19 protein-coding genes are annotated in these 24,982 nt (G+C 73.3%); 4 read left to right on the forward strand and 15 right to left on the reverse strand.

Translation table 11 applies throughout. The features are described from left to right. The first annotated feature begins 30 nt into the window (after nt 1–30). A complete protein-coding gene (locus G5B56_RS12245) occupies nt 31–1,947 on the forward strand; it encodes a radical SAM protein (protein WP_164963371.1) in 1,917 nt (638 codons plus the stop codon). Between the two features lie 10 nt (nt 1,948–1,957). Here the strand turns inward: G5B56_RS12245 and G5B56_RS12250 are convergent, their stop codons facing one another. From G5B56_RS12250 to G5B56_RS12265, 4 genes are all read right to left on the reverse strand, one after another. Continuing rightward, complete coding sequence (locus G5B56_RS12250) at nt 1,958–2,494, reverse strand: OmpA family protein (protein ID WP_164963372.1); 537 nt, start codon at nt 2,492–2,494, stop codon at nt 1,958–1,960. Next, nucleotides 2,491–3,735, reverse strand: a complete 1,245-nt coding sequence (locus G5B56_RS12255; RefSeq protein ID WP_009855298.1) for a sensor domain-containing diguanylate cyclase — start codon at nt 3,733–3,735, stop codon at nt 2,491–2,493. Before G5B56_RS12255 ends, G5B56_RS12250 begins: the two co-directional genes overlap by 4 nt. Further along, nucleotides 3,732–4,304: a YfiR family protein gene (locus G5B56_RS12260; protein ID WP_009855297.1), complete on the reverse strand. Its 573-nt coding sequence runs from the start codon at nt 4,302–4,304 to the stop codon at nt 3,732–3,734. The genes G5B56_RS12255 and G5B56_RS12260 overlap by 4 nt, the downstream gene beginning before the upstream one ends. Nucleotides 4,305–4,455: 151 nt before the next feature. Then, on the reverse strand, nt 4,456–5,790 hold the full coding sequence (locus G5B56_RS12265) for a ferric reductase-like transmembrane domain-containing protein (RefSeq protein ID WP_164963373.1): 1,335 nt from the start codon (nt 5,788–5,790) through the stop codon (nt 4,456–4,458). Nucleotides 5,791–6,093: 303 nt separating this feature from the next. Between G5B56_RS12265 and G5B56_RS12270 the strand changes: the two genes are divergently transcribed. The 3 genes from G5B56_RS12270 (at nt 6,094) to G5B56_RS12280 (ending at nt 11,230) form a co-directional block, all read left to right on the forward strand. Next, entirely contained in the window at nt 6,094–6,918 is an 825-nt protein-coding gene (locus G5B56_RS12270; RefSeq protein ID WP_206026548.1) for a M48 family metalloprotease, read from the forward strand. A gap of 217 nt (nt 6,919–7,135) precedes the next feature. After that, nucleotides 7,136–10,357 carry a BTAD domain-containing putative transcriptional regulator gene (locus G5B56_RS12275; RefSeq protein WP_164963374.1) on the forward strand — a complete coding sequence of 1,074 codons (3,222 nt, stop codon included), beginning with the start codon at nt 7,136–7,138 and terminating at the stop codon, nt 10,355–10,357. A 105-nt stretch (nt 10,358–10,462) separates the two neighbouring features. Next, nucleotides 10,463–11,230: an immunoglobulin domain-containing protein gene (locus tag G5B56_RS12280; protein ID WP_164963375.1), complete on the forward strand. Its 768-nt coding sequence runs from the start codon at nt 10,463–10,465 to the stop codon at nt 11,228–11,230. Between the two features lie 82 nt (nt 11,231–11,312). Here the strand turns inward: G5B56_RS12280 and ftsZ are convergent, their stop codons facing one another. From ftsZ to G5B56_RS12335, 11 genes are all read right to left on the reverse strand, one after another. After that, nucleotides 11,313–12,545: a cell division protein FtsZ gene (gene ftsZ / locus G5B56_RS12285; protein ID WP_009858060.1), complete on the reverse strand. Its 1,233-nt coding sequence runs from the start codon at nt 12,543–12,545 to the stop codon at nt 11,313–11,315. Between the two features lie 76 nt (nt 12,546–12,621). Then, nucleotides 12,622–13,854, reverse strand: a complete 1,233-nt coding sequence (ftsA, locus tag G5B56_RS12290) for a cell division protein FtsA (RefSeq protein WP_009858061.1) — start codon at nt 13,852–13,854, stop codon at nt 12,622–12,624. A gap of 8 nt (nt 13,855–13,862) precedes the next feature. After that, nucleotides 13,863–14,645, reverse strand: coding sequence for a cell division protein FtsQ/DivIB (locus G5B56_RS12295; protein WP_009858062.1), 783 nt, complete (start codon nt 14,643–14,645; stop codon nt 13,863–13,865). Between the two features lie 7 nt (nt 14,646–14,652). Continuing rightward, nucleotides 14,653–15,603 carry a D-alanine--D-alanine ligase gene (locus G5B56_RS12300; protein WP_164963376.1) on the reverse strand — a complete coding sequence of 317 codons (951 nt, stop codon included), beginning with the start codon at nt 15,601–15,603 and terminating at the stop codon, nt 14,653–14,655. After that, nucleotides 15,600–17,021 (reverse strand): UDP-N-acetylmuramate--L-alanine ligase, encoded by a 1,422-nt coding sequence (gene murC / locus G5B56_RS12305; protein WP_164963377.1) that lies wholly within the window; start codon nt 17,019–17,021, stop codon nt 15,600–15,602. The genes G5B56_RS12300 and murC overlap by 4 nt, the downstream gene beginning before the upstream one ends. After that, a complete protein-coding gene (murG, locus tag G5B56_RS12310) occupies nt 17,018–18,097 on the reverse strand; it encodes an undecaprenyldiphospho-muramoylpentapeptide beta-N-acetylglucosaminyltransferase (RefSeq protein ID WP_164963378.1) in 1,080 nt (359 codons plus the stop codon). The genes murC and murG overlap by 4 nt, the downstream gene beginning before the upstream one ends. Then, nucleotides 18,094–19,332, reverse strand: coding sequence for a putative lipid II flippase FtsW (ftsW, locus tag G5B56_RS12315; protein WP_206023518.1), 1,239 nt, complete (start codon nt 19,330–19,332; stop codon nt 18,094–18,096). The genes murG and ftsW overlap by 4 nt, the downstream gene beginning before the upstream one ends. Continuing rightward, nucleotides 19,329–20,969 carry a UDP-N-acetylmuramoyl-L-alanine--D-glutamate ligase gene (murD, locus tag G5B56_RS12320; protein WP_404947960.1) on the reverse strand — a complete coding sequence of 547 codons (1,641 nt, stop codon included), beginning with the start codon at nt 20,967–20,969 and terminating at the stop codon, nt 19,329–19,331. Before murD ends, ftsW begins: the two co-directional genes overlap by 4 nt. After that, nucleotides 20,966–22,147, reverse strand: a complete 1,182-nt coding sequence (gene mraY / locus G5B56_RS12325) for a phospho-N-acetylmuramoyl-pentapeptide-transferase (protein WP_009858068.1) — start codon at nt 22,145–22,147, stop codon at nt 20,966–20,968. Before mraY ends, murD begins: the two co-directional genes overlap by 4 nt. Then, nucleotides 22,147–23,493, reverse strand: a complete 1,347-nt coding sequence (gene murF / locus G5B56_RS12330) for a UDP-N-acetylmuramoyl-tripeptide--D-alanyl-D-alanine ligase (protein ID WP_164963379.1) — start codon at nt 23,491–23,493, stop codon at nt 22,147–22,149. Before murF ends, mraY begins: the two co-directional genes overlap by 1 nt. Beyond that, nucleotides 23,490–24,965: a UDP-N-acetylmuramoyl-L-alanyl-D-glutamate--2,6-diaminopimelate ligase gene (locus tag G5B56_RS12335; RefSeq protein ID WP_164963380.1), complete on the reverse strand. Its 1,476-nt coding sequence runs from the start codon at nt 24,963–24,965 to the stop codon at nt 23,490–23,492. The genes murF and G5B56_RS12335 overlap by 4 nt, the downstream gene beginning before the upstream one ends. Nucleotides 24,966–24,982 lie beyond the last annotated feature (17 nt).

The following is a 24,982-nucleotide window of genomic DNA, read 5'->3' on the forward strand; positions in this document are numbered from 1 at the left end:
CGGCCGCCGCGGGCGAGAATCCCGCCACCGATGAGCGCCCCCGACCTCCGCGTGCTCGCCGTCATCCCGCCGATGACGCAGCTGAACACGCCCTACCCCTCGACCGCCTACCTGACCGGCTTTCTGCGTTCGCGCGGCATCGCCGCGATGCAGACCGACCTCGCGCTGGCGCTGGTGCTGGAGCTGTTCACGCCGGCCGGCCTCGCCGCCGTGCGCGACGCTGCCGCGGCGCTGCCGCCCGAACGCCGCACGCCGCGGCTGGACGCCTTCGAGGCGCAGTTCGAGCGTTACGTGGCGACGATCACGCCGACGATCCGCTTTCTGCAGGGCGGCGACGCGACGCTGGCGCACCGCATCGCCGGCCGCGCCTTCCTGCCCGAAGGCGCACGCTTCTGCTCGCTGGACGTCTACGTCGACCCCGACGACCCCGAAGGCGGCGACCCGCTGGCCTGGGCTTTCGGCGCGCTGGGCACGCAGGACCGCGCGCGCCACCTGGCGACGCTGTACCTGGACGACCTGGCCGACGTGCTGCGCGACGCCGTCGACGCCCGTTTCGAGTTCGTGCGCTACGCCGAGCAGCTGGCCGCCAGCCAGCCGAGTTTCGAGCCGCTGGCGCAGGCGCTGGCGGCGCCGCCCAACCTCGTCGACACGACGCTCGAGCGCCTGGCGCAGGCAGCGCTGGCCGAACACCGGCCCGACGTCGTGCTGCTGAGCGTGCCCTTCCCGGGCTCGGTCTACGGCGCGCTGCGCATCGCCCAGGCGATGAAGGCGGTGCAGCCGGGGCTGCGTGTGGCGCTGGGCGGCGGCTTCGTCAACACCGAGCTGCGCGAGCTGTCGGACGCGCGGCTGTTCGACTACGTGGACGCCGTGACGCTGGACGCCGGCGAGCGCCCGCTGCTGGCGCTGCTGGAGCACTGGGCCGGCAAACGTTCGCGCCAGCGCCTGGTGCGCACGTTCATGCGCGACGAGGAAGGCGCGGTGCGCTACCACGACATCGGCGAGGCCGACGTGCCGTTTGCCGAGGTCGGCACGCCGACCTGGGACGGGCTGCCGCTGGGGCGCTACCTGTCGCTCCTGGACATGCTCAACCCGATGCACCGGCTGTGGAGCGACGGGCGCTGGAACAAGCTGACGGTGGCGCACGGCTGCTACTGGAAGAAGTGCAGCTTCTGCGACACCAGCCTGGACTACATCTCGCGCTACGACGCCGCCGGCGCGGCGACGCTGGTCGACCGCATCGAGGCCATCGTCGCCGAGACCGGGCAGACGGGCTTCCACTTCGTCGACGAGGCCGCGCCGCCGAAGTCGCTGAAGGCGCTGGCCGCCGAGCTGCAGCGCCGGCAGCTGGCGATCTCGTGGTGGGGCAACGTGCGCTTCGAGAAGAGCTTCAGCCCCGAACTCTGCCGCCAGCTGGCCGACAGCGGCTGCATCGCGATCAGCGGCGGGCTGGAGGTGGCGTCGGACCGGCTGCTGGGGCTGATGCAGAAAGGCGTGTCGGTCGAGCAGGTGGCGCGCGTCACGCGCGCCTTCAGCGACGCCGGCATCCTGGTGCACGCCTACCTGATGTACGGCTTCCCGACGCAGACGGTGCAGGACACGGTGGACGCGCTGGAATACGTGCGCCAGCTGTTCGAGGCCGGCTGCATCCAGTCGGGTTTCTTCCACCGCTTCACCTGCACCGTGCACTCGCCGGTGGGGCGTGATCCGGCGGCCTACGGCGTGACGCTGCAGCCGCTGCCGCCGACGACGTTCGCGCGCAACGACGTCGGTTTCGTCGACCCCACCGGCGTCGACCACGACCGCCTGGGCACGGCGCTGAAGAAGGCGATCTACAACTACATGCACGGCGTCGGCCTGGACGCCGACGTGCGCAGCTGGTTCGACCAGCGTGTGCCCAAGCCGACCGTGCCGCGCGGGCGCATTGCGCGGGCGCTGGAGCGGCGCTGAGGCAGGCGAGTCAATCCGCCACGACGATCAGCGTCACCCGCCGGTTGCGCGCCCGGCCGGCCTCGTTCGTGTTGTCGGCGATCGGGCGCGCGGCGCCGAGGCCTCGCACCTGCAGACCGGCGGCGTCGAAGCCGGCGCCGGACAGCGCACGCGCGACGCTGGCGGCGCGGCGCAGCGACAGCGCCTGGTTGTAGGCCGCGGCACCGACGTTGTCGGTGTGGCCCTCGACGTGCATGCGGTGGATGCCGGCCTCGGCCAGCTCGCGGCCCAGGCGGCCCAGGCGCTCGATCTGCAGCGGTGCCAGGCGGTCGGCATCGAACTCGAACAGCAGCGCCATCGACAGGTCGAGCTGCCAGTCATCCCCCTCGGGCCGGAAACCCAGGCCCTGCAGCGTGCGCACCTGCTCCGGCGAGAAGCTCGGGCGCGGCGGCGCCGCGGGCGGCACGGTCTGGCAGCCGGCCACGGCCCAGGCGGCCAGGGCCAGCAGCGCCGTGCGGCGGCGGGTTGCGGGCAGGGGGGACGGGGAACGGCCGAGGCGGTGGGTCATGGCGGTGTGTCGGTGGCGGCGGGGCGGTTGCGGCCGGCCTGCTTGCAGCGGTACATGGCGCGGTCGGCGGCGGCCAGCAGCTCGGCGGCGCTGGCGCCGTCGTCGGGATAGACGGCCGCGCCCAGGCTCGCCGAGGGCCGCAGCAGCCGCCCGCCGGGCAGCGGCAGCGGCTCGCGCACCAGGGCTTCGAGGTGCCGCGCCATCGGCTCCAGCTCCTCACGCGTGCGCAGCGGCGCGACCAGCACGACGAACTCGTCGCCGCCCAGCCGCGCGACCAGGTCGTGCTGGCGCACGCCGCGGCTCAGGCGCGCCGCGAGCGCGCAGAGCACGGCGTCGCCGGCCTCGTGGCCGTGCTCGTCGTTGATGGCCTTGAAGCGGTCGGCGTCGGCGAACAGCAGGCCGACCCGTTCGCCCTCGCGGCGGGCGCGGCTCAGCGCCTCGTCCAGCCGCTCCTCGAAGGCGTGGCGGTTGGCCACGCCGGTCAGCGCGTCGCGCCGGCTCTGCTGCGACACCGTCTCGTAAGCCTGGCGCAGGGCCTCGTTGCGCGCGACGAGCTCGGCCTCGTAGGCCTGCACCTCGTCGAGCAGGGCATTGAAGTCGCCGGCCAGCGCGTCGAGCTCGGCCACGGCGACCGGCTCGACGCGGCGCCCGAAGGCGCGCGCCTGGCGGATCGAGCGTGTGGTGCGCGACAGCGCCAGCAGCGGCTGCAGCACCAGCGCGTCCTGGCGGCGAGCCGTGGCCGCCACCGTCAGCGCAGTGGCGGCCACACCGAACAGCAGGCCGAGCCCGGCCCACAGCAGCAGCGCCTGCAGGAAGCCGGCGTCGCCGGCGAGCACCAGGCGCCCGGCGCTGCGGCCGTCGACGACGATCGGCAGCTCCACCGTCGGCGACAGCCGGCGCTGCAGGGCGTCGAGCGTGCCGGCCGGCGCGCGCTCGTAACGCGCGAACTCGTGGCCGTCGCCCAGCACGATGCGCGCCGAGTCCAGGCGCTCGGCGCCGCCGATGCCGGCCAGCAGGCGCGTGGCCTCGCCGTCGTCGGCAAACGCGACGGCGGCTTCGGTCGAGTAGGCGATCGAGCGGCCGATCAGCTCCAGGCCGTGCAGCTGGGAGGCCTTCAGCTGCCAGGCCGCACCGACGGTGACCACCGTGCAGACGACCAGCAGCGCCGCCAGCGCGACCCGCAGCTGGCCCTGGCGCAGCACCGCGCCCAGCGGCAGTCTGGCGGCGCCGTCGAGCGTCATGCCTTCGGTCCCGGCCGCGCCAGGCGCAGCACCTGGGGATGCACGCGCAAGCCGCCACGCGCGACGGCGTCGAGGTTGACCTCGAAGCTGTGGCGGTCGCCGATGCGCTGCAGACAGAACATGCCGCCGTCGCTGCAGAACTCGTGGCCCCAGCCGATGGTCAGCACCGGCTGGCCGGCGAGGCGGCGCAGCGTCTCGCGATGGGCCGCCGGCGGCCAGCCGTCGAACAGCAGCACCGAGCAGGCGGCCGGCGGGGACAGGTGGCGCGCGGTCTCGACGACCTCCAGCCCGCGCGCGTCGGGTGCACGTTCGAGCTGCGCGCGCAGCTCGGCACCGCTGCCCTCGCCGACGCACAGGCGCAGCGGGCCGTCGGCCGGCCAGCGCGTGTAGCGCACGATGCCCAGCACGATCGCCGCCGGGCTCAGCGCCGAGCGGCTCTCGGCGACGGTGGACGTGGTCTGGGCCTGGGCCGCCGCGGCCAGCGCCAGCCCGACGGGCAGGACCTGCAGCAGGCGGGCACCGACGCCGCGCGGGAGACGGCGGGCGGCACGGCAGCGGGAATCGGTCATCGGGTCGCGGTGGTCTGGCCGGCCGCGTGGCCTGGGTGCCGCGCGGCCGGCGGGCGGCGGGCCGCCCGTGCCGATGATCCCCCCGGCGCGATGCCCGAGCGCGCGACCGCCCCCTCATTCGCGCGGGGCGGCCGGCGTGCGTCCTGCACGCTCAGCGCATCTCGAACAGCTCCTGGTGGAAACGCCCCGGCGGCAGGCCGGCGGCGGCCAGGTCGCGCTTCAGGGCCTCGCCGAAGGCCGCCGGGCCGCAGAACCAGAAGTCGGCGTGCAGCCAGTCGGGCACCAGCTGGCGCAGCCGGGCGGCGTCCAGACGGCCGTCGCGGGCGTCCTGCAGCACGTGCAGGCGCACGCCGGCGGCGCCGGCGTCGGCCGCCAGCCGCGCCAGCGCGGTGGCGTCGACGGCGGCCGTCGGGTGGAACATGTCGATCGTGCGGCCATCGGGGTGGCGCGCCAGCGCCTGCAGGCGGGCGACGAAGGGCGTGACGCCGATGCCCGCGCCGATCCACACCTGCCGCCGCTGCCGGCCCTCGAAGCGGAAGCGGCCGTAGGGGCCTTCCACCGCCACCGCGTCGCCGGCCTTCAGCGCCTGCGGCAGCGTGCGCGTGTAGTCGCCCAGCGCCTTGATGAGGAAACGCAGCCGGCCGTCGCCCGCCCAGGCCGAGGCGATCGTGAACGGGTGCGCGCCTTCGGCGGCGTCGAAGGTGACGAAGGCGAACTGGCCGGCGTCGTGGCCGCGCCAGCCGTCGGCCAGCTTCACCGTCACCGCGGTGACCTGGGTGCCGGGCAGGAACTCGACGCTCTCGACCCGGCCTTCGACACGGCGCGCACGGCCGATGCGGCGCGCCAGGCTCATGAAGGCCGACACCGTGCCCACGGCCATCAGCGCGGCCAGCACCAGGCCCACCGGCTGCAGCCAGTACTCGGCCTTGGTCAGCACCACCGAGTGGAAGACGAGCACCAGATAGACGAGCGCCATCGCACGGTGGGTCTGGAAGAAGCGCCGGTACGGGAAACGCTTGATCAGCGCGATCGCGATCAGCGCCAGCATCACGTAGAAGGCGTATTCGCCGATCTCCTCGGCCGGGTGGCGCAGGCCCTGCATCAGCGCGAGCAGGCTGTCGGGCTCGAGCTGGGGCCGCGGGCCGCGCTGCGGGCGTTCCAGCCAGCCGGCCTGCACCAGCCACTTCGGCCCCTTGGCGAACAGCCAGTGCGCCACCGACAGCACCAGCCCGGCGATGCCCAGCCACTTGTGCAGCCGGTAGCCCTTGTCCAGGCCGTGCAGGCGTTCGTCCAGCCAGGCCGGGCGCAGCGCCAGCAGCATGCCGGCGCTCATCAGCCCCATGCCCAGCACGCCGCTGTACTGCACCAGCAGGTTGCGCCAGGGGAAGACACCTTGCGCGGCCGCCAGCGCGGACGCCTCGGCCGCCAGCCACAACACGCTCAGCCCGGCGGCGAGCGCGACGAAGGTGGTGCGGATCGTTTTCATGACGGACTCTCGGGATTCGATGCCGTCATGCTGCGCGTGCGAGGTGAAGCTGGTCTTAAGACAGCGCCGCGACAGCGCCGCGCGGCCTTGCGTCGCCCGTCGGCCGCCTTCAAGCCGATTCGGGCGCAAGACGCCTGACAGGCGCCGCAATCCTGCGTTGCGACAAGTCCTTTGACTTGGCTCCAGAGGCTTGATTGAAAGCAGTCGTTAGACTGTAACGGCAGCTTGACAGGCGATTTCACGAACTGGCAAGCCCACCGTGGCACGCAGGCAGCCACACCCGCAGCCGTAAGGAAGGACCTCATGAAGTACACAACCAGAGCAGTGGCCGTGACGGCCCTGGCCGCACCGGCCCTGCTCGCCACCACGCCTGCCGTCCCCGCGAGCACGCCCAAGTACCTCGCCGAACGTGTCGACTGTGCCGCCGTCGCCGGCCTGTCGCTCGCGCCCGGCCAGCTCTCGGTGCTGCTCGTCGACGAATCGGCCAAGCCCGCACCGGCACGCCTGGAGCGTCTGCGCGCGCCGGCCTGCCGCGCCATCGCCGCCGCCCAGCGTGTCAACGACGACGGCTGGATGGACCGCGACTGGCTCGGCGACGTGATCGTCTCGGCCGTCGACCCGGCCGACGGCAAGCCCGCCACCGACCTGCAGCAGAGCCGCCTGCGCGCGCCGCACTACGTCGTCACCGTCAGCACCACGCTGGCCGACCAGGCCACGCCCGACGCGCTGACCTTCTCGCTGTCGCGCGAGCTCGGCCACGGCGTCTACCGCCACGGCACGCGCACCGCCGCGCTGCGCCTGCTGTCCACCGGCTTCTACGCCACCAGCGTGCTGGGCTTCGGCATGCTGCCGACGATCAGCGCCTCGGTCGTCGCCAGCGGCGCCGCCGTCGACGCCGGCCTGGGCGTCGGCACCTGCCTGGTCGCCGGGCTGAACAAGCGTTTCGAGCTGCAGGCCGACGCCTTCGCCGTGCGCTCGCTGCAGGCGCTGGGCACGCCCAAGGCCCAGGCGCAGCAGGTCGCGCTGGACGTGCTGCGCGCCGCGCCGGCCGAAGAAGGCCGCTGCATGGACGCGCAGAACGCCACCGCCGGCACCTTCGCGCGCAGCCAGGCCGTGCAGGCGCTCTGAGCGTCCACATTCCCGGCAACGGCCGCCTTCGGGCGGCCGTTTTTGTTTCCCGGGACGTGGGATGTCGTCTCCCGCGCCGCCTGGGCATGCTGCGCGGCGGCCGATAAGAGGTGGGTAAGCGCCCAGCGTGTACACCGTCCCGGCCGCACCCGTGCGCAAGGAGGACCACGAATGCTCCCCACTGCCTGCCGCCCGGCACCGGGCCGGCACCGGCGCGATGGCTGAGCCCGCGCCGCCGGCCGGCTGGCGGCTGCGGCTGGGCGGCGCGCCGCAGTTGCTCGAGGCCCAGCCGCAGGGGCGCACGCTGGCGCTGATCGCGCTCGACGCCGCCTGGCTGGCGCTGGCCGCCGCGCCCGAAGGCCGCGACAGCCGCCAGGTCGCGCTGCTTGTCTGGCCCGACGCCGGCGAACGTGGTGCGCTGAACAACCTGCACCAGCGTGTGCACCGGCTGCGCCGCACCACCGGCGCCCGCCTGGTCGAGACCGGCACGCGCTTCGTGCTGGCTGCCGACCTGGAACTGCCGCCCGAGGACTTCGCAGCGCTCGCCGCCGACCCCGAAGCCGAGCCGGGCGAATGGCTGGCGGGCTGCGACTTCACCCACCGGCCGGCCCTGGCCGAGTGGCTGGAGCATCAGCGCGCCGCGCGCGGCGCTGCCTGGCGCGAGGCGCTGGCAGCCCGCGCCGCGGCGGCCGAACGCGACGGCGCGCTGGTGCTCGCGCTGCGCTGCGCCGAACGCCTGCTGGCGCTGGACCCGCTGAGCGAACACGCCCACCGCCGCCTGATGCGCCTGCACCACCTGCGCGGCGACCGCGCCGGCGCGGTGGCGGCGTTCGAGCGCTGCGAGCGGCTGCTGAAGGACGAACTGGGGCTGACGCCCGACGCCGAGACACGCGCCCTGCTGAGCACGGTCGAACGCGGTCGCGGCGGCGAACTGGCGCCGGTGCGGCCGGTGCCCGCCGCGCTGCTGCGCCCGCCCCGGCTGGCCGGCCGGCGCGAGGCGCTGGCCGAGCTCGCGGCCGCCGAGCGCGACGGCGCCGTGCTGCTGCTGGTCGGCGACGCCGGCATCGGCAAGACGCGGCTGCTGCAGGAGCATCTGGCCGGCCGGGCCGACGCCCTGCACGTGCAGGCCCGGCCCGGCGACGAAGGCGTGCCCTACGCGACGCTGATGCGGCTGCTGCAGCGCCTGGACCCGGCCGAGGCCGAGACGGCGCCGGCGCGTCCCGAGCGCATGCCCGCGCTGCTGCGGCACGCGCTCTTGGCGGCGCAGCGGCAGGCCCTGCGCGTCGTCGCCGTCGATGACCTGCACTTCGCCGACCGCGCGAGCATCGAGACGCTGCTGGCACTGGCCGTTGAACCTGCACTGCGCTGGATCCTCGCCCGGCGGCCGCCACCCCACGGCGCCGAGGACGCACTGGCGGCGCTGCTCGAGAGCGGCGGCACGCGCCGCCTGCTGCTCGGGCCGCTGGAAGCCAGCGACCTTGCCGAACTGCTGCAGGGTCTGGACGTGGCGCCGCCGCAGTCGCGGGCCCTGGCCGACCAATTGCTGCAGCGCTGCGGCGGCAACCCGCTGTTCGTGCTGGAGACGCTGCGCGCCGCCTGGCGCGACGGCCTGCCCGAAGGCACGCTGCCGGTGCCGCGCGCGCTGGCGCACCTGGTCGAGCTGAGGCTTGCACGGCTGTCGCCCGAGGCGCTGGCGCTGGCCCGCGTGGCGGCCATCGCGACGCCCGACTTCGACCTGCCGCTGGCCGAGCAGGTGCTGGGCGTGCCGGCACTGCGCCTGGCCGGCGCCTGGCACGAGCTGGAGCAGGCTCAGGTGCTGCGCGGCGAGCAGTTCGCGCACGACCTGATCCAGGACGCGGTGCTGGCCGCGATCCCGCAGGTGATCGCCCGGCACACGCACGGCCACGTGGCGGCGGCGCTGGCCGCCAACGGCGCCGCTCCGGCACGTGTCGCGCGGCACTGGCGCGAGGCCGGCCGGCACGCCGAGGCGGCGGCGGCCTTCGAGGCCGCATCGCGGCTCGCGGAAAGGGCCTGCCGGCCTCGCGAGCAGGCGGAACTGCTGGCCGACGCGGCCCACGAGCACGACGCTGCCGGGGACGCCGTCGCGGCCCGGCGGGCGCGCACATTGCGGCTGGGAGCCGTGCTGCACAGCGGCGCCTGCACCGCCGCGATCACCGAAGGCCGGGCGCTGGCCGAGGCCTGCCGCGGCACGCCGCAGGCAGCGGCGGCGCTGGCCGCGCTGGCGCTGGCGCTGCTGTGGGGCCTGCAGCTGGAGGAAGGCCACGAGACCGCCGCGGCCGCGCTGCGCGAGGCCGGCGACGACGCCACCCGCGCCCGCGCCACCGCGCTGCTGGCCCACGGCGAGGCGCTGCGCGGGCGCGTGCACGAGGCGCTGGCGCTGATGCAACCGTGGCGCTCGCGCATCGACCGCGTCGGCGACCCGGCGCTGCAATGCGACTTCCTCGGCAACCTGGCCGCGATCCTGGTGCGCTTGAACCGGGCCATGGAGGCCCGGCCCGTGGCCGAAGCCCACCTCGCGGTGGCCCGCGAGCTGGGCGCCGTCGGCGAGCAGCTGTGCGCGCTGATGAACCTGTCCAACCTGCACGGACGGCAGGGCGAGCTGCAGGCCGCGATCGCCTACGGCCGCGAGGCCGACCGTCTGGCCACCGACGTCGAGCATTCGCGTTCGATCGTCGGCTGGAACCGCGCGACACTCGGCTACTGGCTGGCCGGAGCTGGCCGTTACGACGAGGCGCTGGAACTGCTGGAGACGGCCACCGAGATGCTGGCCGACAACGGCGTCCAGCGCACGGTCGCCCTGGGTCTGACGGGCCGCGTCTGGCTGGCGCTGGGCCAGCCGGCGCGGGCGCACCGCTGCCTGGACGGGATGATGGAGTTCCCGCCCGGCCCGACACGGGCCGGGCAGCAGTTGCTGCGCGCCCAGATCGCCGCGGCGACTGCAGCGGTGCCGCGGGCGCTGCTCGACGACGCCGTGGTGCAGGCACCGCCCGATGACCAAGTCCACCTCGCGGCAGCCGTCGAACTCGCCGCGCTGGACGGTGATGCACAGGCGCTGGCGGCGCTGCAGCGGCGTGCCGAAGCGGCCGAGTTCTTTCCGCTTGCAGCGGAAGCCGCCGCACGCGTGCTCGAGTTCCTGCCGGAAGCCGCCGCCGGCGTGGCCGCCGAACGTGTCGAGCAGCGGGCGCTGGCCGCGCGATCGCCGGCCTACTACCTGCCGGGCCAGCTGCTGCTGTGCGCGCAGGCCTTCCACCGCGCCGGACGCGCCGCCGACACCCGCCGCTGCCTGGACACGGCGCTGGACTGGGTGCACCGCGAGGCCCTGCCCCACGTGCCCGCCCCGTTCGTCGAGGGGTTCCTGCACCGCCAGCCGGTCAACGTGGCCTTGCGCGCCCTGGCGGCGCGGGTAACGCGGCAGTAAGTGCCTCGCCGCTACACCCTGGGAGCCGGATGCCGGCATTCAGGAAGGAGCGCAGCGATGGTTTCCAGTCGTGCACGGGACGTGGGGCGGGTGTGGCTCGCCGCGATGCTGACGGCGGCCCTGGCCGCCTGCGGCGGCGGCGGTGGCAGCGGCGGCGACACCAACGTCGTGCCGGCCGGCGCGCCGGTGATCGTGTTTCAGCCGGCGTCGACCCGGGTCGAGGAAGGCCGGCAGGCGCAGTTCGAGGTCAGCGCCAGCGGCACGGCGCCGCTGGTCTACCAGTGGCAGCGCGACGGCCTGGACATCGCGGGCGCGACCGACGATCGCTACACGACGCCGGCGGCGACCGCCGCGGACGATGGCGCGGTGTTCCGTGTCGTGGTCTCCAACGCCGAGGGCAGCACGACCAGCGCCGAGGCCGTGCTGTCGGTCGCGGCGGCCCCGGTGGAGGACGCGCTGACGCTGAGCGGCCCGGCCGCGGACGCGGTCGGGGCCGGCGCGCGCTACGTGCCGGTGAGCGCGTCGGCCTCGGCGCAGGCACCGGCCTGCAACGCGGGCAGCTGCAGCTCGTCGCTGATGCTGATCTGGAGCCGCGGCCCGGGCGACCAGCTGATGGTCACGCTGATGTCCAACGGCGTCGCCGAGCCGGGCGCGACGCCGGGCACGCAGGTCAACGCCATCGGCATCACGCTGTCACCCGGGGTCGTCGGCGCGATGGGACTGAACTACGCCTGTGCCGGCGAGGGCTGCAGCCTGCCGGCACTGGGCATCACGCTGGACCGGCAGGCCCGCACGCTGCGCTTCGCCAGCACCCGCGTGCCGGCCTGGACCGGCGGGCCCGAGGTCGTGCTCGACGGCGCGCTGCGCTACTGAACAGGGGGAGGAGGAGCGGGAACGACAAAGGGGCGGCCCTGGGGGCCGCCCCTTCCCGTCTGGTCAACCGTTGCGTCGGCTCTTAGTCAGCCTGCTTGCGCAGGAAGGCCGGGATCTCGATCTCGTCCATGCCGTTGCTGGCCAGCGCGTCGACCTTGGCCGCGGCCTGGCTGCGGCCGCTGCGCCAGACGCTGGGCGTGTTCAGCCCGGCGTAGTCGTGCGCCGGGGCCGGCGCGGCGGCGCCGAGCGCCGGCTGGGTCAGGATCGGCAGGTTGTCGGTGCCGGTGCGCAGCACCGGCTGCGCGGCCGGGGCCTGCTGGACGACGGCCAGCGGCGGCGCCGGGCGGGTCTCCTGGCGGCGCGCCGAGCTCAGGCCGGTGGCGATGACGGTGACGCGCAGCTGGTCGCCCAGGCTCTCGTCGTAGGCCGTGCCGTAGATGACGTGGGCGTCGTCGGCGGCGTAGCGGCGGATGGTGTTCATCGCGTTGCGGCTCTCGGCGAGCTTGAAGGTCGCCTTGCTCGCGGCGATCAGCACCAGCACGCCTCGTGCGCCCGACAGGTCGATGCCTTCGAGCAGCGGGCAGGCGACGGCGGCGTCGGCGGCCTTGGTCGCGCGGTCCGGGCCACCGGCGGTGGCCGTGCCCATCATCGCCTTGCCGGGCTCGCTCATCACCGTCTTCACGTCCTCGAAGTCGACGTTGACGAGACCGGGGATGTGGATGATGTCGCTGATGCCGCCGACGGCGTTCTTCAGCACGTCGTTGGCGTGCGCGAAGGCCTGGTCCTGCGTCACGTCCTCGCCCATCACGTCGAGCAGCTTCTCGTTGAGCACGACGATCAGGCTGTCGACGTTGGCTTCGAGTTCGCTGACGCCGTCGTCGGCCTGCTTGCCGCGGCGCTTGCCTTCGAACTCGAAGGGCTTGGTGACGACACCCACCGTCAGGATGCCCATCTCCTTGGCGACGCGGGCGATGACCGGCGCGGCGCCGGTGCCGGTGCCGCCGCCCATGCCGGCGGTGATGAACAGCATGTGCGCGCCGCTGATGGCCTCGCGGATGCGGTCGACGGCCTCCTCGGCGGCCGAGCGGCCGACCTCGGGCTTGGCGCCGGCGCCCAGGCCGCTGGTGCCCAGCTGCACGAGCGTCGCCGCGCCGCTGCGGTGCAGGGCCTGCGAGTCGGTGTTGGCGCAGATGAAGTCCACGCCCTGCACGCCCTGGGCGATCATGTGCTCGACGGCATTGCCGCCGCCGCCGCCAACGCCGATCACCTTGATCTGCGTGCCTTGGTCGAATTCCTCGATCATTTCGATGGGCATGTGGAGCCTCCTAGTGAATGCAGTTGCCAGACGGTTGACTTGACGGTTGGAAACGGGACCTCGTCACGGGTCCTCTTCAGAAATTGCCCAGGAACCAGTCCTTGGCGCGGCCGAGCAGCGTCGTCACCGACCCCGCCTGGGCCGCGGCCTTGTGACCGCGTTGCCGTGCCAGACGCGCCTCCTCGAGCAGCCCCATGACGGTGGCCGACCGCGGATTCGCGACCATGTCGCCGAGTGCGGCGTGGTACGTGGGCAGGCCACGCCGCACCGGCTTCAGAAAGATGTCCTCGCCGAGCTCGATCATCCCGGGCATCACCGACGAGCCGCCGGTGATGACGATCCCCGAGGACAGCAGCTCCTCGTAGCCGCTCTCGCGGATGACCTGGTGCACGAGGGTGAAGATCTCCTCGACGCGCGGCTCGATGACGCCGGCCAGCGCCTGCTTGCTCAGCATGCGCGGCGCGCGGTCGCCCAGACCCGGCACCTCGACCTGGTCGGCCGGGTCGGCCAGCAGCTGCTTGGCGACGCCGTGCTCGACCTTGATCTCCTCGGCGTCCTTGGTCGGCGTGCGCAGCGCCATCGCGATGTCGCTGGTGATCAGGTCGCCGGCGATCGGGATCACCGCGGTGTGGCGCACGCTGCCGTCGGTGTAGATCTGCACGTCGGTGGTGCCGGCGCCGATGTCGACGACGGCCACGCCGAGCGACTTCTCGTCGTCGGTCAGCACCGCGGCGGCGCTGGCGCTGGGGTTGAGCACCAGGCGCTCGACCTCCAGGCCGCAGCGGCGCACGCACTTCAGGATGTTCTCGGCGGCGCTCTGGGCGCCGGTCACGATGTGGACCTTGACCTCCAGCCGCGAGCCGCTCATGCCGATCGGCTCCTTGACCTCGTGGCCGTCGATCACGAACTCCTGCGGCTCGACGAGCAGCAGGCGCTGGTCGTTGGGGATGTTGATCGCCTTGGCGGTCTCGACGACACGCGCCACGTCCACCGTCGTCACCTCGCGGTTGTCGCGCACGATGACCATGCCGGTGGAGTTCTGGCCGCGGATGTGGCTGCCGGTGATGCCGGTGTAGACCCGGTCGATCTTGCAGGCGGCCATCATCTCGGCCTCCTTCAAGGCCTGCTGGATGCTCTGCACCGTGGCGTCGATGTTCACGACGACGCCGCGCTTCAGGCCATGCGTCGTCGCGACGCCGAGGCCGGCGACGCGCAGCTCGCCGTCGGGCAGCACTTCGGCGGCGACCACCATGACCTTGGCGGTGCCGATGTCCAGGCCGAAGACGAGATCCTTGTATTCCTTGGCCATGTTGTCCTTCAGTTGATCGTCTTCGTCGTCACGCCGCGCAGTCGCACCGCATAGCCGTCGGTGTGGCGCAGGTCGGCGTATTCCAGCGGCGCGCGCCAGCGCGCCGTCACCTCGGGCAGCGTGCGCACGAAGCGCGCGGCGCGCGCGAGCACCTCGTCCTCGCTGCCGCGGCCCAGTTCCAGCGTCGCGCCGCTGTCGAGCTCGACACGCCACGAGCCGCGGTGCGACAGATGCAGCTCGCCGATCGCCGCGTCCAGCGGCTCGAACAGCGGCTGCAGCCGGCGGTACATCGCCAGCACCGAGGCCGCAGCCTCGTCGGGGCCGGAGAACGCCGGCAGGCCGTCGTCCTCGACGTCGCCGACATTGGCGTCGAACAGTTCGCCGTAGCTGTTGACGAGGCGGTCGTTGCCGTCGTCGCCCTGCCAGACGGCGGCCGCGCGGTGCTCCTCCAGACGCACCGCCAGCCGGTCGGGCCAGACCCGGCGCACGACCGCGCTGCGCACCCAGGGCACGGCCTCGAAGGCCTCGCGGCCCTGGTCCAGGTCCAGGCTGAAGAAGTTGCCGCGCAGCCGCGGCATCGCGTTGGCGCGGATCGTGTGCACGCTGTTGCGGCCCAGGTCGCCGTCGATCTCGACGGCGTGGATCGTGAACAGCGGCGCGCGCGAGAGCCAGGCCACGCCGGCGGCCAGCAGCGCCGCACCGGCGAGCACGAACACGCCGGCCGCGACGCCGTTCATCAGGCGCACGTCGACCGGTTGTTCGGCCAGCGGCAGGGCTGGGGCGCGGCTCATGGTCGTCTCAGGTCCCCGGGTGGTCCAGCGCGGCGCACTCGAGCACGTGCACGCACAGCTGTTCGTAGCTCAGGCCGGCCACGCGCGCGGCCAGCGGCACCAGCGAGTGGCTGGTCATGCCCGGGCTGGTGTTCATCTCCAGCAGGAAGGGCTTGCGGTCGCTGGCGCGGATCATCAGGTCGGCGCGGCCCCAGCCGCGGCAGCCGAGCAGGCGGTAGGCGGCCAGCGTCAGGCGCTGGATCTCGGTCTCCTCGGCCGGCGGCAGGCCGCTCGGGCAGTGGTAGCCGGTCTCCTCGGAGAAGTACTTGTGCTCGAAGTCGTAGTTGCCGCCCGGCGCGACGATGCGGATCACCGGCAGCGCCCGCGCCGAGGCGCCGTCGCCGAGCACCGCGCAGGTGACTTCCTCGCCGTCGATGAACTCCTCGCAGAGCACGTCGGCGTCGTACTCGGAGGCCAGCTTCACCGCGTCCTGCATCTCGGAGTAGCCGGCGACCTTGGTGATGCCGATCGACGAGCCTTCACGCGGCGGCTTGACGATCAGCGGCAGGCCGAGCTGGTCGGGCACGGCGACGACGTGCTCGCGCGCCTGGCGATCGGGCGCGAGCCAGGCCCAGCGCGGCGTCGGCAGGCCTTCGGCGGCCCAGATGCGCTTGGTCATCACCTTGTCCATCGCGATCGCGCTGGCCATCACGCCGGAGCCGGTGTAGGGGATGCGCAGCAGCTCCAGCGCGCCCTGCACCGTGCCGTCCTCGCCGTGGCGGCCGTGCAGCGCGATGAAGGCGCGTTCGAAGCCAGCGTGCTTGAGTTCGGCCAGCTCGCGCTCGGCCGGGTCGAACGGGTGCGCGTCGACACCGGCGCGGTGCAGCGCCTCGAGCACGCCGTGGCCCGACATCAGCGACACCTGCCGCTCGGCGCTCGATCCGCCCATCAGGACGGCGACCTTGCCCAGGGGGTTCATGCCACGGCTCCTTGCGTCAGTTCCACGACCTTCTGCGGCACGCCGCCCATCGAGCCGGCGCCCATCGCGATGACGACGTCGCCGTCCTGCGCAAACTCGGCGATCGCCTGCGGCAGCTCGGCGATGGCGTCGACGAACACCGGGTCGACCTTGCCGGCGACCCGCAGCGCACGGGCCAGCGCACGGCCGTCTGCGGCGACGATCGGCGCCTCGCCGGCGGCGTAGACCTCGGTCAGCAGCACCGCGTCGGCGCTGCCCATGACCTTGACGAAGTCCTCGAAGCAGTCGCGCGTGCGGGTGTAGCGGTGCGGCTGGAAGGCCAGCACCAGGCGCCGGCCCGGGAAGGCGCCGCGCGCCGCGGCGACCACCGCCGCCATCTCGGCCGGGTGGTGGCCGTAGTCGTCGATCAGCGTGAAGCTGCCGCCGCCGCGCGCCGCCGACACCGGCAGCTCGCCCCAGCGCTGGAAGCGCCGGCCGACGCCGGTGAAGCCGGCCAGCGCACGCACCGTCGGCTCGTCGGGCAGCTCCAGCTCCATCGCCACGGCGATCGCGGCCAGCGCGTTGCGCACGTTGTGCACGCCGGGCAGGTTCAGCGTGATCGCCAGGTCGGGCAGCGCGACGCCGTTGCGGCGCTGGGCGGTGAACCGCATGCGCCCGCCGGGCAGCGCCTCGACGTCGACGGCGCGCACCTGCACGTCCTCGCCGAGGCCGTAGCTGACGACCGGGCGCGACAGCATCGGCATGATCGCGCGCACGCCGGGGTCGTCGCCGCAGACGATGGCCGCGCCGTAGAACGGCATGCGGTGGATGAAGTCGACGAAGGCCGAACGCAGCCGCGACAGGTCGTGGCCGTAGGTCTCCATGTGGTCGGCGTCGATGTTGGTGACGACGGCCATGATCGGCATCAGGTTCAGGAACGAGGCGTCGCTCTCGTCGGCCTCGACGACGATGTACTCGCCCGAACCGAGGCGCGAGTTGGCGCCGGCGCTCAGCAGCTTGCCGCCGATGACGAAGGTCGGGTCGCGGCCGGCTTCGGCGAGCACGCTGGCCACCAGCGAGGTCGTCGTCGTCTTGCCGTGCGTGCCGGCGATGGCGATGCCGCGGCGCAGGCGCATCAGCTCGGCCAGCATCACCGCGCGCGGCACGACCGGGATGCGGCGCGCACGGGCGGTGATGACCTCGGGGTTGTCGCCCTTCACCGCGGTCGAGATGACGACGGCGTCGGCGCCCTCGATGTTGGCGGCGTCGTGGCCGATGGCGATGCGCAGGCCCAGCGCGGCCAGGCGCTCGGTGGTCGCGCTGGCGGCCTGGTCGCTGCCGGTGACGCGGTAGCCCAGGTTGTGCAGGATCTCGGCGATGCCGCTCATGCCGGCGCCGCCGACGCCGACGAAGTGGATCTGCTTGACGGCGTGTTTCATCGCGGGGTCAGTTCTTCAATGAGGTCGGCGACACGCGCGGCCGCCTGCGGGCGGGCCAGCGCGCGGGCGCGGTCGGCCATCGCGGCGAGCGCGGCGCGGTCCAGCGCGCGCAGCTCGTCGGCGAGGCGTTCGGGGTTCAGTTCGGATTGCGGCAGGTGCCTGGCGGCAGCTCGGGCGGCCATCATCTCGGCGTTGTCACGCTGGTGCGAGGTCGTGCTGACGATCAGCGGCACCAGGATCGATGCAACGCCGGCGGCGCACAGTTCGCTGACCGTGATCGCGCCGGCACGGCACAGCATCAGGTCGCACTCGGCCAGGCGGCGCGGCATGTCGTCGATGAACGGCAGCACCTCGGCGTCGATGCCGGCGCTGTCGTAGGCGGCCTTGACGGCCTCGAGCTGGGCGGCGCCGGTCTGGTGGGTGACGAGCGGACGCTCGTGCGGCGCCAGCCGGGCCAGCGCCTGCGGCACGGTCTCGTTGAGCACCTTGGCGCCCAGGCTGCCGCCGACGACGAGCAGCTTCAGCGCGCCGCTGCGGCCGGCATAACGTTCGGCCGGCGCCGGCAGCGCCTCGATCTCGGCGCGCACCGGGTTGCCGGTGACGACGGCGTTCTTCGTCGATTGCGCCGCGGCGCCGTCGAAGCCGAAGGCGACACGGTCGGCCACCGGCAGCAGCGAGCGGTTGGACAGCAGCATCGCGGCGTCGGCGTTGACCAGCACCAGCGGCCTGGACAGCAGCGAAGCCATCAGCCCGCCGGGGAAGCAGACGTAGCCGCCCATGCCGAGCACGGCGTCGGCGCGGCGCCGGCGCAGGATGCCCAGGCAGTCGGCGAAGGCCTTCAGCAGGCGCAGGCCGCCGGTCAGCGCGCCCATCGCGCCCTTGCCGCGCAGGCCGGCGAAGCCGATCGTGTCCAGCGTGATGCCGGTCGGCGGCACCAGCTTGTTCTCCATGCCGGTCTTCGTGCCCAGCCAGCTGACGGTCCAGCCGCGGCGCTGCATCTCGCGCGCGACGGCGATGCCGGGAATGACGTGGCCGCCGGTGCCGGCCGCCATCACGACGAGGTGGCGCGTGCTCATGCTCGCCCTCCCCGCATCAAGGTGCGGTTCTCGATATCGACCCGCACGACGATCGCCAAAGCGACGAGGTTCATCAGGATCGCCGAGCCGCCGTAGCTCATCAGCGGCAGCGTCAGGCCCTTGGTCGGCAGCACGCCGAGGTTCACGCCCATGTTGATGAAGGCCTGGCCGCCCATCCAGATGCCGACGCCCTGCACCATCAGCCCGGCGAAGACGCGGTCCAGCGCGATCGCCTGGCGGCCGATGACGAAGATGCGCCGCGTCAGCCAGAAGAACAGCGCGATGACCGAGGCGACGCCGACGAAACCCAGCTCCTCGCCGATGACGGCGAGCAGGAAGTCGGTGTGCGCCTCGGGCAGGTAGTGCAGCTTCTCGACGCTGGCGCCCAGCCCCTGGCCGAAGAGCTCGCCGCGGCCGAAGGCGATCAGCGAGTGCGTCAGCTGGTAGGCCTTGCCCTGCGCGTAGGCCGGGTCCCAGGGGTTCAGGTAGGCCAGGATGCGCTCGCGGCGCAGGTCGTCGAAGGCGATGATCGTCGCGAAGGTGCCGACCAGCACCGCGGCGATCAGGAAGAACATGCGGCCGTTGACGCCGCCCAGGAACAGGATGCCCATGGCCACCGTCGCGATGACGATGAAGGCACCCATGTCGGGCTGGCGCAGCAGCAGCGCGCCGATGAAGGCCACCGCGACGACCATCGGCCAGACGGCACGGAAGAAGTTCTCCTTCACGTCCATCTTGCGCACCATGTAGCTGGCCGCGTACATGGCGATCGTGATCTTCGCCAGCTCCGAGGGCTGGAAGTTCATGATGCCCAGCGGGATCCAGCGGCGCGAGTTGTTGACCACCTTGCCGACGAAGGGCAGCAGCACCAGCACCAGCAGCACCAGCGAGACGACGAAGATCTTCTCGGCGTGTTTCTCCCAGAACGACACCGGCACCTGCACGACGGCGAACGCGACCACCGCGCCCAGCGCCAGCGCGAACACGTGGCGCGTCAGGAAGTACGAGGACGAGTAGTTGGCGAACTTCGGGTTGTCGGGCAGCGCGATCGACGCCGAATAGACCATCACCAGGCCGAGCAGCAGCAGCGTCGCGACGACGGCGACGAAACTCTGGTCGAAGGCGCGCAGCGTCGCCGGGCGGCCGCCGGCGGCGACGCGGTCGCGCACCGGCAGCGTGCCGACGCTCTCGCGCCGGGCCGCCCACCATTCGCGGATCGCGCCGACGGCCTTCATGCCTGGCCCTTCTCCGCGGCCAGCGCCTGCACCGCGGCGGCGAAGACCTCGGCGCGGTGGGCGTAGTTGCGGAACATGTCCATGCTGGCGCAGGCCGGGCTCAGCAGCACGGCGTCGCCCGGCTGGGCCTGCTCGAAGCACCAGGCGACGGCGGCCTCCAGCGTGGCGTGGCGCGCCAGCACCGGGCCGCGCACGTGCGGCTCGATGGCCGGCGCGTCGCGGCCGATGGTCGCCACGGCACGCGCCCAGCGCGCCAGCGGTGCGGCCAGCGGCGCGAAGTCCTGGCCCTTGCCGTCGCCGCCGAGGATGACGACCAGCTTGGCCGGCGTCTTGTCGGCGCCCAGGCCGTCGAGCGCGGCGACGGTGGCGCCGACGTTGGTGCCCTTGCTGTCGTCGAAGGCCTCGACCTCGCCGACGTTGCCGATCCATTGCACACGGTGCGGCTCGCCGGCGTAGTCGCGCAGGCCGTGCAGCATCGGCGCCAGCGGGCAGCCGATCGCCGTGGCCAGCGCCAGCGCGGCCAGCGCGTTGGCGGCGTTGTGGCGGCCGCGGATGCGCAGCGCGTCGGCCGGCATCAGGCGCTGCAGGTGGATCTCGTGGTCCTCGTCGCGGCGCAGCTTGACGGTCTCGTCGGCCGGCAGCGCCCGCACCAGCCAGGCCATGCCGTTCTCGACGACCAGGCCCCAGTCGCCGGGGCGGCGCGGCGCCTCCAGGCCGAAGCGCTGCACGCTGCGGCCCACCGGCTTGTTGCGGCCCTTGGCCGGCGGCGGCGGCGGCACCATGGCCTCGACCAGCGGGTCGTCGCGGTTGACGACCATCACCGCGTCGCGGCCGAAGACACGCGCCTTGGCCGCGGCGTAGGCCTCCATCGAGCCGTGCCAGTCCAGGTGGTCCTGAGTGACGTTGAGCACCGCGGCGGCGGCCGGCTCGAAGCCGGTGACGCCGTCGAGCTGGAAGCTGGAGAGCTCGAGCACCCAGACCTCGGGCAGCTCGTCCAGCCGCGCGGCCAGCGTGTCGAGCATCGTCGGGCCGATGTTGCCGGCCAGCACGACGCTGCGCCCGGCACGTTCGACGAGCAGCCCGGTCAGCGTCGTCGTCGTCGTCTTGCCGTTGGTGCCGGTGATCGCGATGACCTGCGGCGCGTAGCCGCGTTCGGCCTTCAGCGCCGCCAGCGCCTCAGCGAACAGGTCGAGCTCGCCCTGCACCGGCAGGCCGCGGAACCGCGCCTCCTGCAGCACCGCGGCGATGCGCGCGTCGTGCGGCGCCAGCCCGGGGCTCTTCAGCACGCGCGCGGCGCCCTCGACGGCCTCGCGCGGCAGCGCGCCCGACAGCAGCTCGGCGCCGGGGCAGTGCTCGCGCAGCGCGGCGGCGCCGGGCGGGTTCTCGCGCGAGTCCCAGACGCGCACGCGCGCGCCGTGGCGCGCGCACCAGCGCGCCATCGCCAGCCCGGAGTCGCCGAGGCCGAGCACGAGGACGGTGGTCCCCGAGAGGCGGCTCGCGAGTCCGACGATCGCCGAAGGGCCAGGCTCGATGTCTTCCACCGGCGCATCAAGCGGACCCCGTGGATCCGGCTCCGCCGGGCCACTGGGGGCGCCCCCTCGAGGGGGAGCGCCGAAGGCGCTACGGGGGTGGGTCATCTCAGCTTCAGGCTGGCCAGGCCGACCAGGCACAGCAGCATCGTGATGATCCAGAAGCGCACCACGACCTGGCTCTCGGTCCAGCCCTTCTTCTCGTAGTGGTGGTGCAGCGGCGCCATCAGGAAGATGCGCCGGCCCTCGCCGTAGCGCTTCTTCGTGTACTTGAACCAGGCGACCTGGGCCATCACCGACAGCGCCTCGGCGACGAAGATGCCGCCCATGATCCCGAGCACGATCTCCTGGCGCGTGATGACGGCGATCGTGCCCAGCGCGCCGCCCAGCGCCAGCGCGCCGACGTCGCCCATGAAGACCTGCGCCGGGTTGGCGTTGAACCACAGGAAGGCCAGCCCCGCGCCGGCCAGCGCGGCGCAGAACACCAGCAGCTCGCCGGCGCCCGGGATGTAGGGCAGCAGCAGGTAGCGCGAGAACACCGAGTTGCCGGTGACGTAGGCGAAGACGCCCAGCGCCGAGCCGACCAGCACCACCGGCATGATCGCCAGCCCGTCCAGGCCGTCGGTGAAGTTGACGGCGTTGCTGGCGCCAACGATGACGAACCAGGTCAGCGCGATGAAGCCGAACACGCCCAGCGGGTAGCTCACCGTCTTGAAGAACGGCACGATCAGGTCGGCCTTGGGCGGCAGGTCGTTGGAGAAGCCGCTCGTCACCCAGCGCACGAACAGCTCCAGCACGCGCAGGTTCGAGGTCTCGGAGACGCTGAACGCGAGGTAGACCGCGGCGAACAGGCCGATCAGCGTCTGCCAGAAGAACTTCTCGCGCGAGCGCATGCCTTCCGGGTCCTTGCGCACGACCTTGCGGTAGTCGTCGGCCCAGCCGATGGCGCCGAAGCCGAAGGTCACGATCATCACGACCCAGACGAAGCGGTTGCTCCAGTCGAACCACAGCAGCGTCGACACCGCGATGCCCAGCAGCACCAGCACGCCGCCCATCGTCGGCGTGCCGCGTTTGCCCAGGTGGGTCTGCACGCCGTACTCGCGGATCGGCTGGCCGATCTTCATCTCGGTCAGCCGGCGGATGACCCAGGGGCCCAGCGCCAGGCCGATCAAGAGCGCCGTCATCGCCGCGAGCACCGCGCGGAACGTGAGGTACTGGAAGACGCGCAGGAAACCCAGCTCGTCCGGGAACAGCGAGAGGAGCCACTGGCTGAGGGTGAGCAGCATCAGCGCACCCCTTCCTTCAACGCGCGCACGACCTGCTCCATCCGCATGAACCGGGAACCCTTGACCAGCACCGACGCGGCCTGCGGCGCGTCGGCGAGCGCGGCGACCAGCGCCGACGTGTTGTCGAAATGACGATCGGCGCCGACGTGGCGCGACAGCGTGCCGGCGGTCCAGACCGTCTCGATGCCGGCGGCCCGCGCCGCGGCGCCGACCTCGGCATGGAACTCGGGGCCGCGCTCGCCGACCTCGCCCATGTCGCCCAGCACCAGCCAGCGCGGGCCGGGCAGCGCCGCCAGCACGGCGACGGCGGCCAGCGCCGAGTCGGGGTTGGCGTTGTAGCTGTCGTCCACCAGCGTGATCTCGCCGTGCGCCGTGGCCAGGCGCGCGGCCTGCGAACGCCCGGCCACCGGCTGGAAGGCCGCCAGGCCGGCGGCGATGGCCGCCGGCGCGACACCCGCGGCCAGCGCGCAGGCGGCGGCGGCGAGCGCGTTCTTCACGTTGTGCCGGCCGGCGACGGCCAGCGTGGTGACCAGCGGGCCGGACGGCGTCGCCATCTCGACGCGCCAGCGATCACCCTGCCAGGTGGCGCGGGCCGTCAGGTCGGCAGCGCCGTCGAGCGCGAAGGTGATCGTGCGGCGCGCGCCGGCCAGCTCGCGCCACAGCGGCGTGTAGTCGTCGTCGGCCGGGAACACGGCGACACCGTCGGGCGGCAGCATCGCGATCGCCTGGCCGTTCTCGCGCGCCACGGCCTCGACCGTGGCCATGAACTCCTGGTGCTCGCGCTGGGCGTTGTTGACGAGCGCGATCGTCGGCCGGGCGATGGCCGCCAGCTCGGCGATCTCGCCCGGGTGGTTCATGCCCAGCTCGACGACGCCGGCGGCATGCGCCGGCTCCAGCCCGAGCAGCGTCAGCGGCACGCCGATGTGGTTGTTCAGGTTGCCGCGCGTGGCGAAGGCGGCGTCGCCGTGCGCGGCACGCAGGATCGCGGCGACCATCTGCGTGACCGTCGTCTTGCCGTTGCTGCCGGTGACGGCGACCAGCGGCAGCGTGAAACGCGCGCGCCAGCCGGCCGCCAGCTGCTGCAGCGCGGCCAGCGCATCGGGCACCTGCAGGCCGGGCAGCGCATCGGACAGGCCGTGTTCGGCGATCGCCGCGACGGCGCCGGCCTCGCGCGCGGACGCGAGGAACTCGTGGCCGTCGAAACGTTCGCCGCGCAGCGCGACGAACAGGTCGCCAGGCTGCAGCGTGCGCGTGTCGGTGTGCACGCGCGCGAACGCCGTCGTGCCGTCGCCGACCAGCGTCGCGCCGGGCACGAAGGGCAGCGCCTGGGCCAGCGTCGACCTCATCCGCGCACCTCCGTGCGGCGCGCCAGCGCGGCACGCGCCTCGGTCTCGTCGGAGAACGGGCGGCGCACGCCCTTGATCTCCTGGTAGTCCTCGTGGCCCTTGCCGGCCAGCAGCACGACGTCGCCCGGCGCGGCGTTGGCGACCGCATAGGCGATCGCCTCGTGGCGGTCCTCGATGACGTCGACCTCGTCGTGGCCGGCGACGCCGGCCAGGATCTGCGACAGGATGAAGCACGGCGCCTCGTCGCGCGGGTTGTCGCTGGTGGCGACGACGCGGTCGGCCAGGCGCGCGGCGATGGCGCCCATCAGCGGCCGCTTGGTGGCGTCGCGGTTGCCGCCGCAGCCGAACACGCACCACAGCTTGCCGCCGCGTGCGGCGGCCAGCGGGCGCAGGGCCTGCAGCACCTTCTCCAGCGCGTCGGGCGTGTGCGCGTAGTCGACGACGACCTCGACGTCCCCGCCGGGCACGCGCTGCATGCGCCCGGGCACCGGCGTCAGCGCCGGCACGACGGCCGCGGCGTCGGCCAGCGCCACGCCCAGCGCGCGCAGGCCGCCGAGCACGGCCAGCAGGTTGTGCACGTTGTACTCGCCGATCAGCGTGCTGCGCACCTCGACGGCGGCGTCGCCTTCGTGCAGCGTGAAGGCCAGGCCGCCGTCGACGTAGCGCACGTCGCGCGCGACGAGGCGCGCCGCGCCGTTCACGGCGTAGGTCCAGACGTCCAGCGCCAGCGGCTCGGCGGCCAGCCGCGCGCCCTGCTCGTCGTCGACGTTGATCACCGCGGCCTTCAGCCCCGGCCAGGCGAACAGGCGGCGCTTGGCCTCCCAGTAGGACGCCATCGTGCCGTGGTAGTCGAGGTGGTCGCGCGTGAAGTTGGTGAACAGCGCGACGTCGATCTCGGCGGCGTCCAGGCGGTGCTCGACGATGCCGATCGACGAGGCCTCCAGCGCGCAGGCGGCGAAACCCTGGTCGACGAAGCCGCGGAAGGCGGCATGCAGCGTCACCGGGTCGGGCGTCGTCAGGCCCGTGGCGCGCACCGCGCCGGGCTCGCCGACACCCAGCGTGCCCATCACGCCGCAGCGCTGCCCCAGGCGGGTCAGCGCCTGCGCGGTCCACCAGGCGGTCGAGGTCTTGCCGTTGGTGCCGGTGGTCGCGATGACCTTCAGCCGCTGGCTCGGATGCTCGAAATAGGCGTGGGCGATGTCGCCGGTGACGGCCTTCAGGTCGGGCAGCGTCGCGACACGCGCGTCCTCGAAGCCGAAGGCCTCGACGCCGTCGAGCTCGACCAGGCAGGTCGACGCGCCGGCGTCCAGCGCCTGCTGGACGAAGCGGCGGCCGTCGTTGGCGTAACCCGGCCAGGCGATGAAGGCGTCGCCGGGCTGCACGAGGCGGCTGTCGGTGCGCAGCGTGCCGGTGACCCAGGACGAGAGCCAGCGGGCGGCGGCCTCGGGGGACTTCAGGCGCGTCAGCGGCATGCGGCCTCCCCGGTGAC

The organism is Rubrivivax sp. JA1026 (assembly GCF_011065555.1).
Taxonomy (GTDB): Bacteria; Pseudomonadota; Gammaproteobacteria; order Burkholderiales; family Burkholderiaceae_C; genus Rubrivivax; species Rubrivivax benzoatilyticus.

Excerpts from the sequence above, each read along its gene's own strand:
- G5B56_RS12245 (WP_164963371.1), top strand. The coding sequence starts at position 31 with ATGAGCGCCCCCGACCTCCGCGTGCTCGCCGTCATCCCGCCGATGACG.
- G5B56_RS12250 (WP_164963372.1), bottom strand. The coding sequence starts at position 2,494 with ATGACCCACCGCCTCGGCCGTTCCCCGTCCCCCCTGCCCGCAACCCGC.
- G5B56_RS12255 (WP_009855298.1), bottom strand. The coding sequence starts at position 3,735 with ATGACGCTCGACGGCGCCGCCAGACTGCCGCTGGGCGCGGTGCTGCGC.
- G5B56_RS12260 (WP_009855297.1), bottom strand. The coding sequence starts at position 4,304 with ATGACCGATTCCCGCTGCCGTGCCGCCCGCCGTCTCCCGCGCGGCGTC.
- G5B56_RS12265 (WP_164963373.1), bottom strand. The coding sequence starts at position 5,790 with ATGAAAACGATCCGCACCACCTTCGTCGCGCTCGCCGCCGGGCTGAGC.
- G5B56_RS12270 (WP_206026548.1), top strand. The coding sequence starts at position 6,094 with ATGAAGTACACAACCAGAGCAGTGGCCGTGACGGCCCTGGCCGCACCG.
- G5B56_RS12275 (WP_164963374.1), top strand. The coding sequence starts at position 7,136 with ATGGCTGAGCCCGCGCCGCCGGCCGGCTGGCGGCTGCGGCTGGGCGGC.
- G5B56_RS12280 (WP_164963375.1), top strand. The coding sequence starts at position 10,463 with ATGCTGACGGCGGCCCTGGCCGCCTGCGGCGGCGGCGGTGGCAGCGGC.
- ftsZ (WP_009858060.1), bottom strand. The coding sequence starts at position 12,545 with ATGCCCATCGAAATGATCGAGGAATTCGACCAAGGCACGCAGATCAAG.
- ftsA (WP_009858061.1), bottom strand. The coding sequence starts at position 13,854 with ATGGCCAAGGAATACAAGGATCTCGTCTTCGGCCTGGACATCGGCACC.
- G5B56_RS12295 (WP_009858062.1), bottom strand. The coding sequence starts at position 14,645 with ATGAGCCGCGCCCCAGCCCTGCCGCTGGCCGAACAACCGGTCGACGTG.
- G5B56_RS12300 (WP_164963376.1), bottom strand. The coding sequence starts at position 15,603 with ATGAACCCCCTGGGCAAGGTCGCCGTCCTGATGGGCGGATCGAGCGCC.
- murC (WP_164963377.1), bottom strand. The coding sequence starts at position 17,021 with ATGAAACACGCCGTCAAGCAGATCCACTTCGTCGGCGTCGGCGGCGCC.
- murG (WP_164963378.1), bottom strand. The coding sequence starts at position 18,097 with ATGAGCACGCGCCACCTCGTCGTGATGGCGGCCGGCACCGGCGGCCAC.
- ftsW (WP_206023518.1), bottom strand. The coding sequence starts at position 19,332 with ATGAAGGCCGTCGGCGCGATCCGCGAATGGTGGGCGGCCCGGCGCGAG.
- murD (WP_404947960.1), bottom strand. The coding sequence starts at position 20,969 with ATGACCCACCCCCGTAGCGCCTTCGGCGCTCCCCCTCGAGGGGGCGCC.
- mraY (WP_009858068.1), bottom strand. The coding sequence starts at position 22,147 with ATGCTGCTCACCCTCAGCCAGTGGCTCCTCTCGCTGTTCCCGGACGAG.
- murF (WP_164963379.1), bottom strand. The coding sequence starts at position 23,493 with ATGAGGTCGACGCTGGCCCAGGCGCTGCCCTTCGTGCCCGGCGCGACG.
- G5B56_RS12335 (WP_164963380.1), bottom strand. The coding sequence starts at position 24,965 with ATGCCGCTGACGCGCCTGAAGTCCCCCGAGGCCGCCGCCCGCTGGCTC.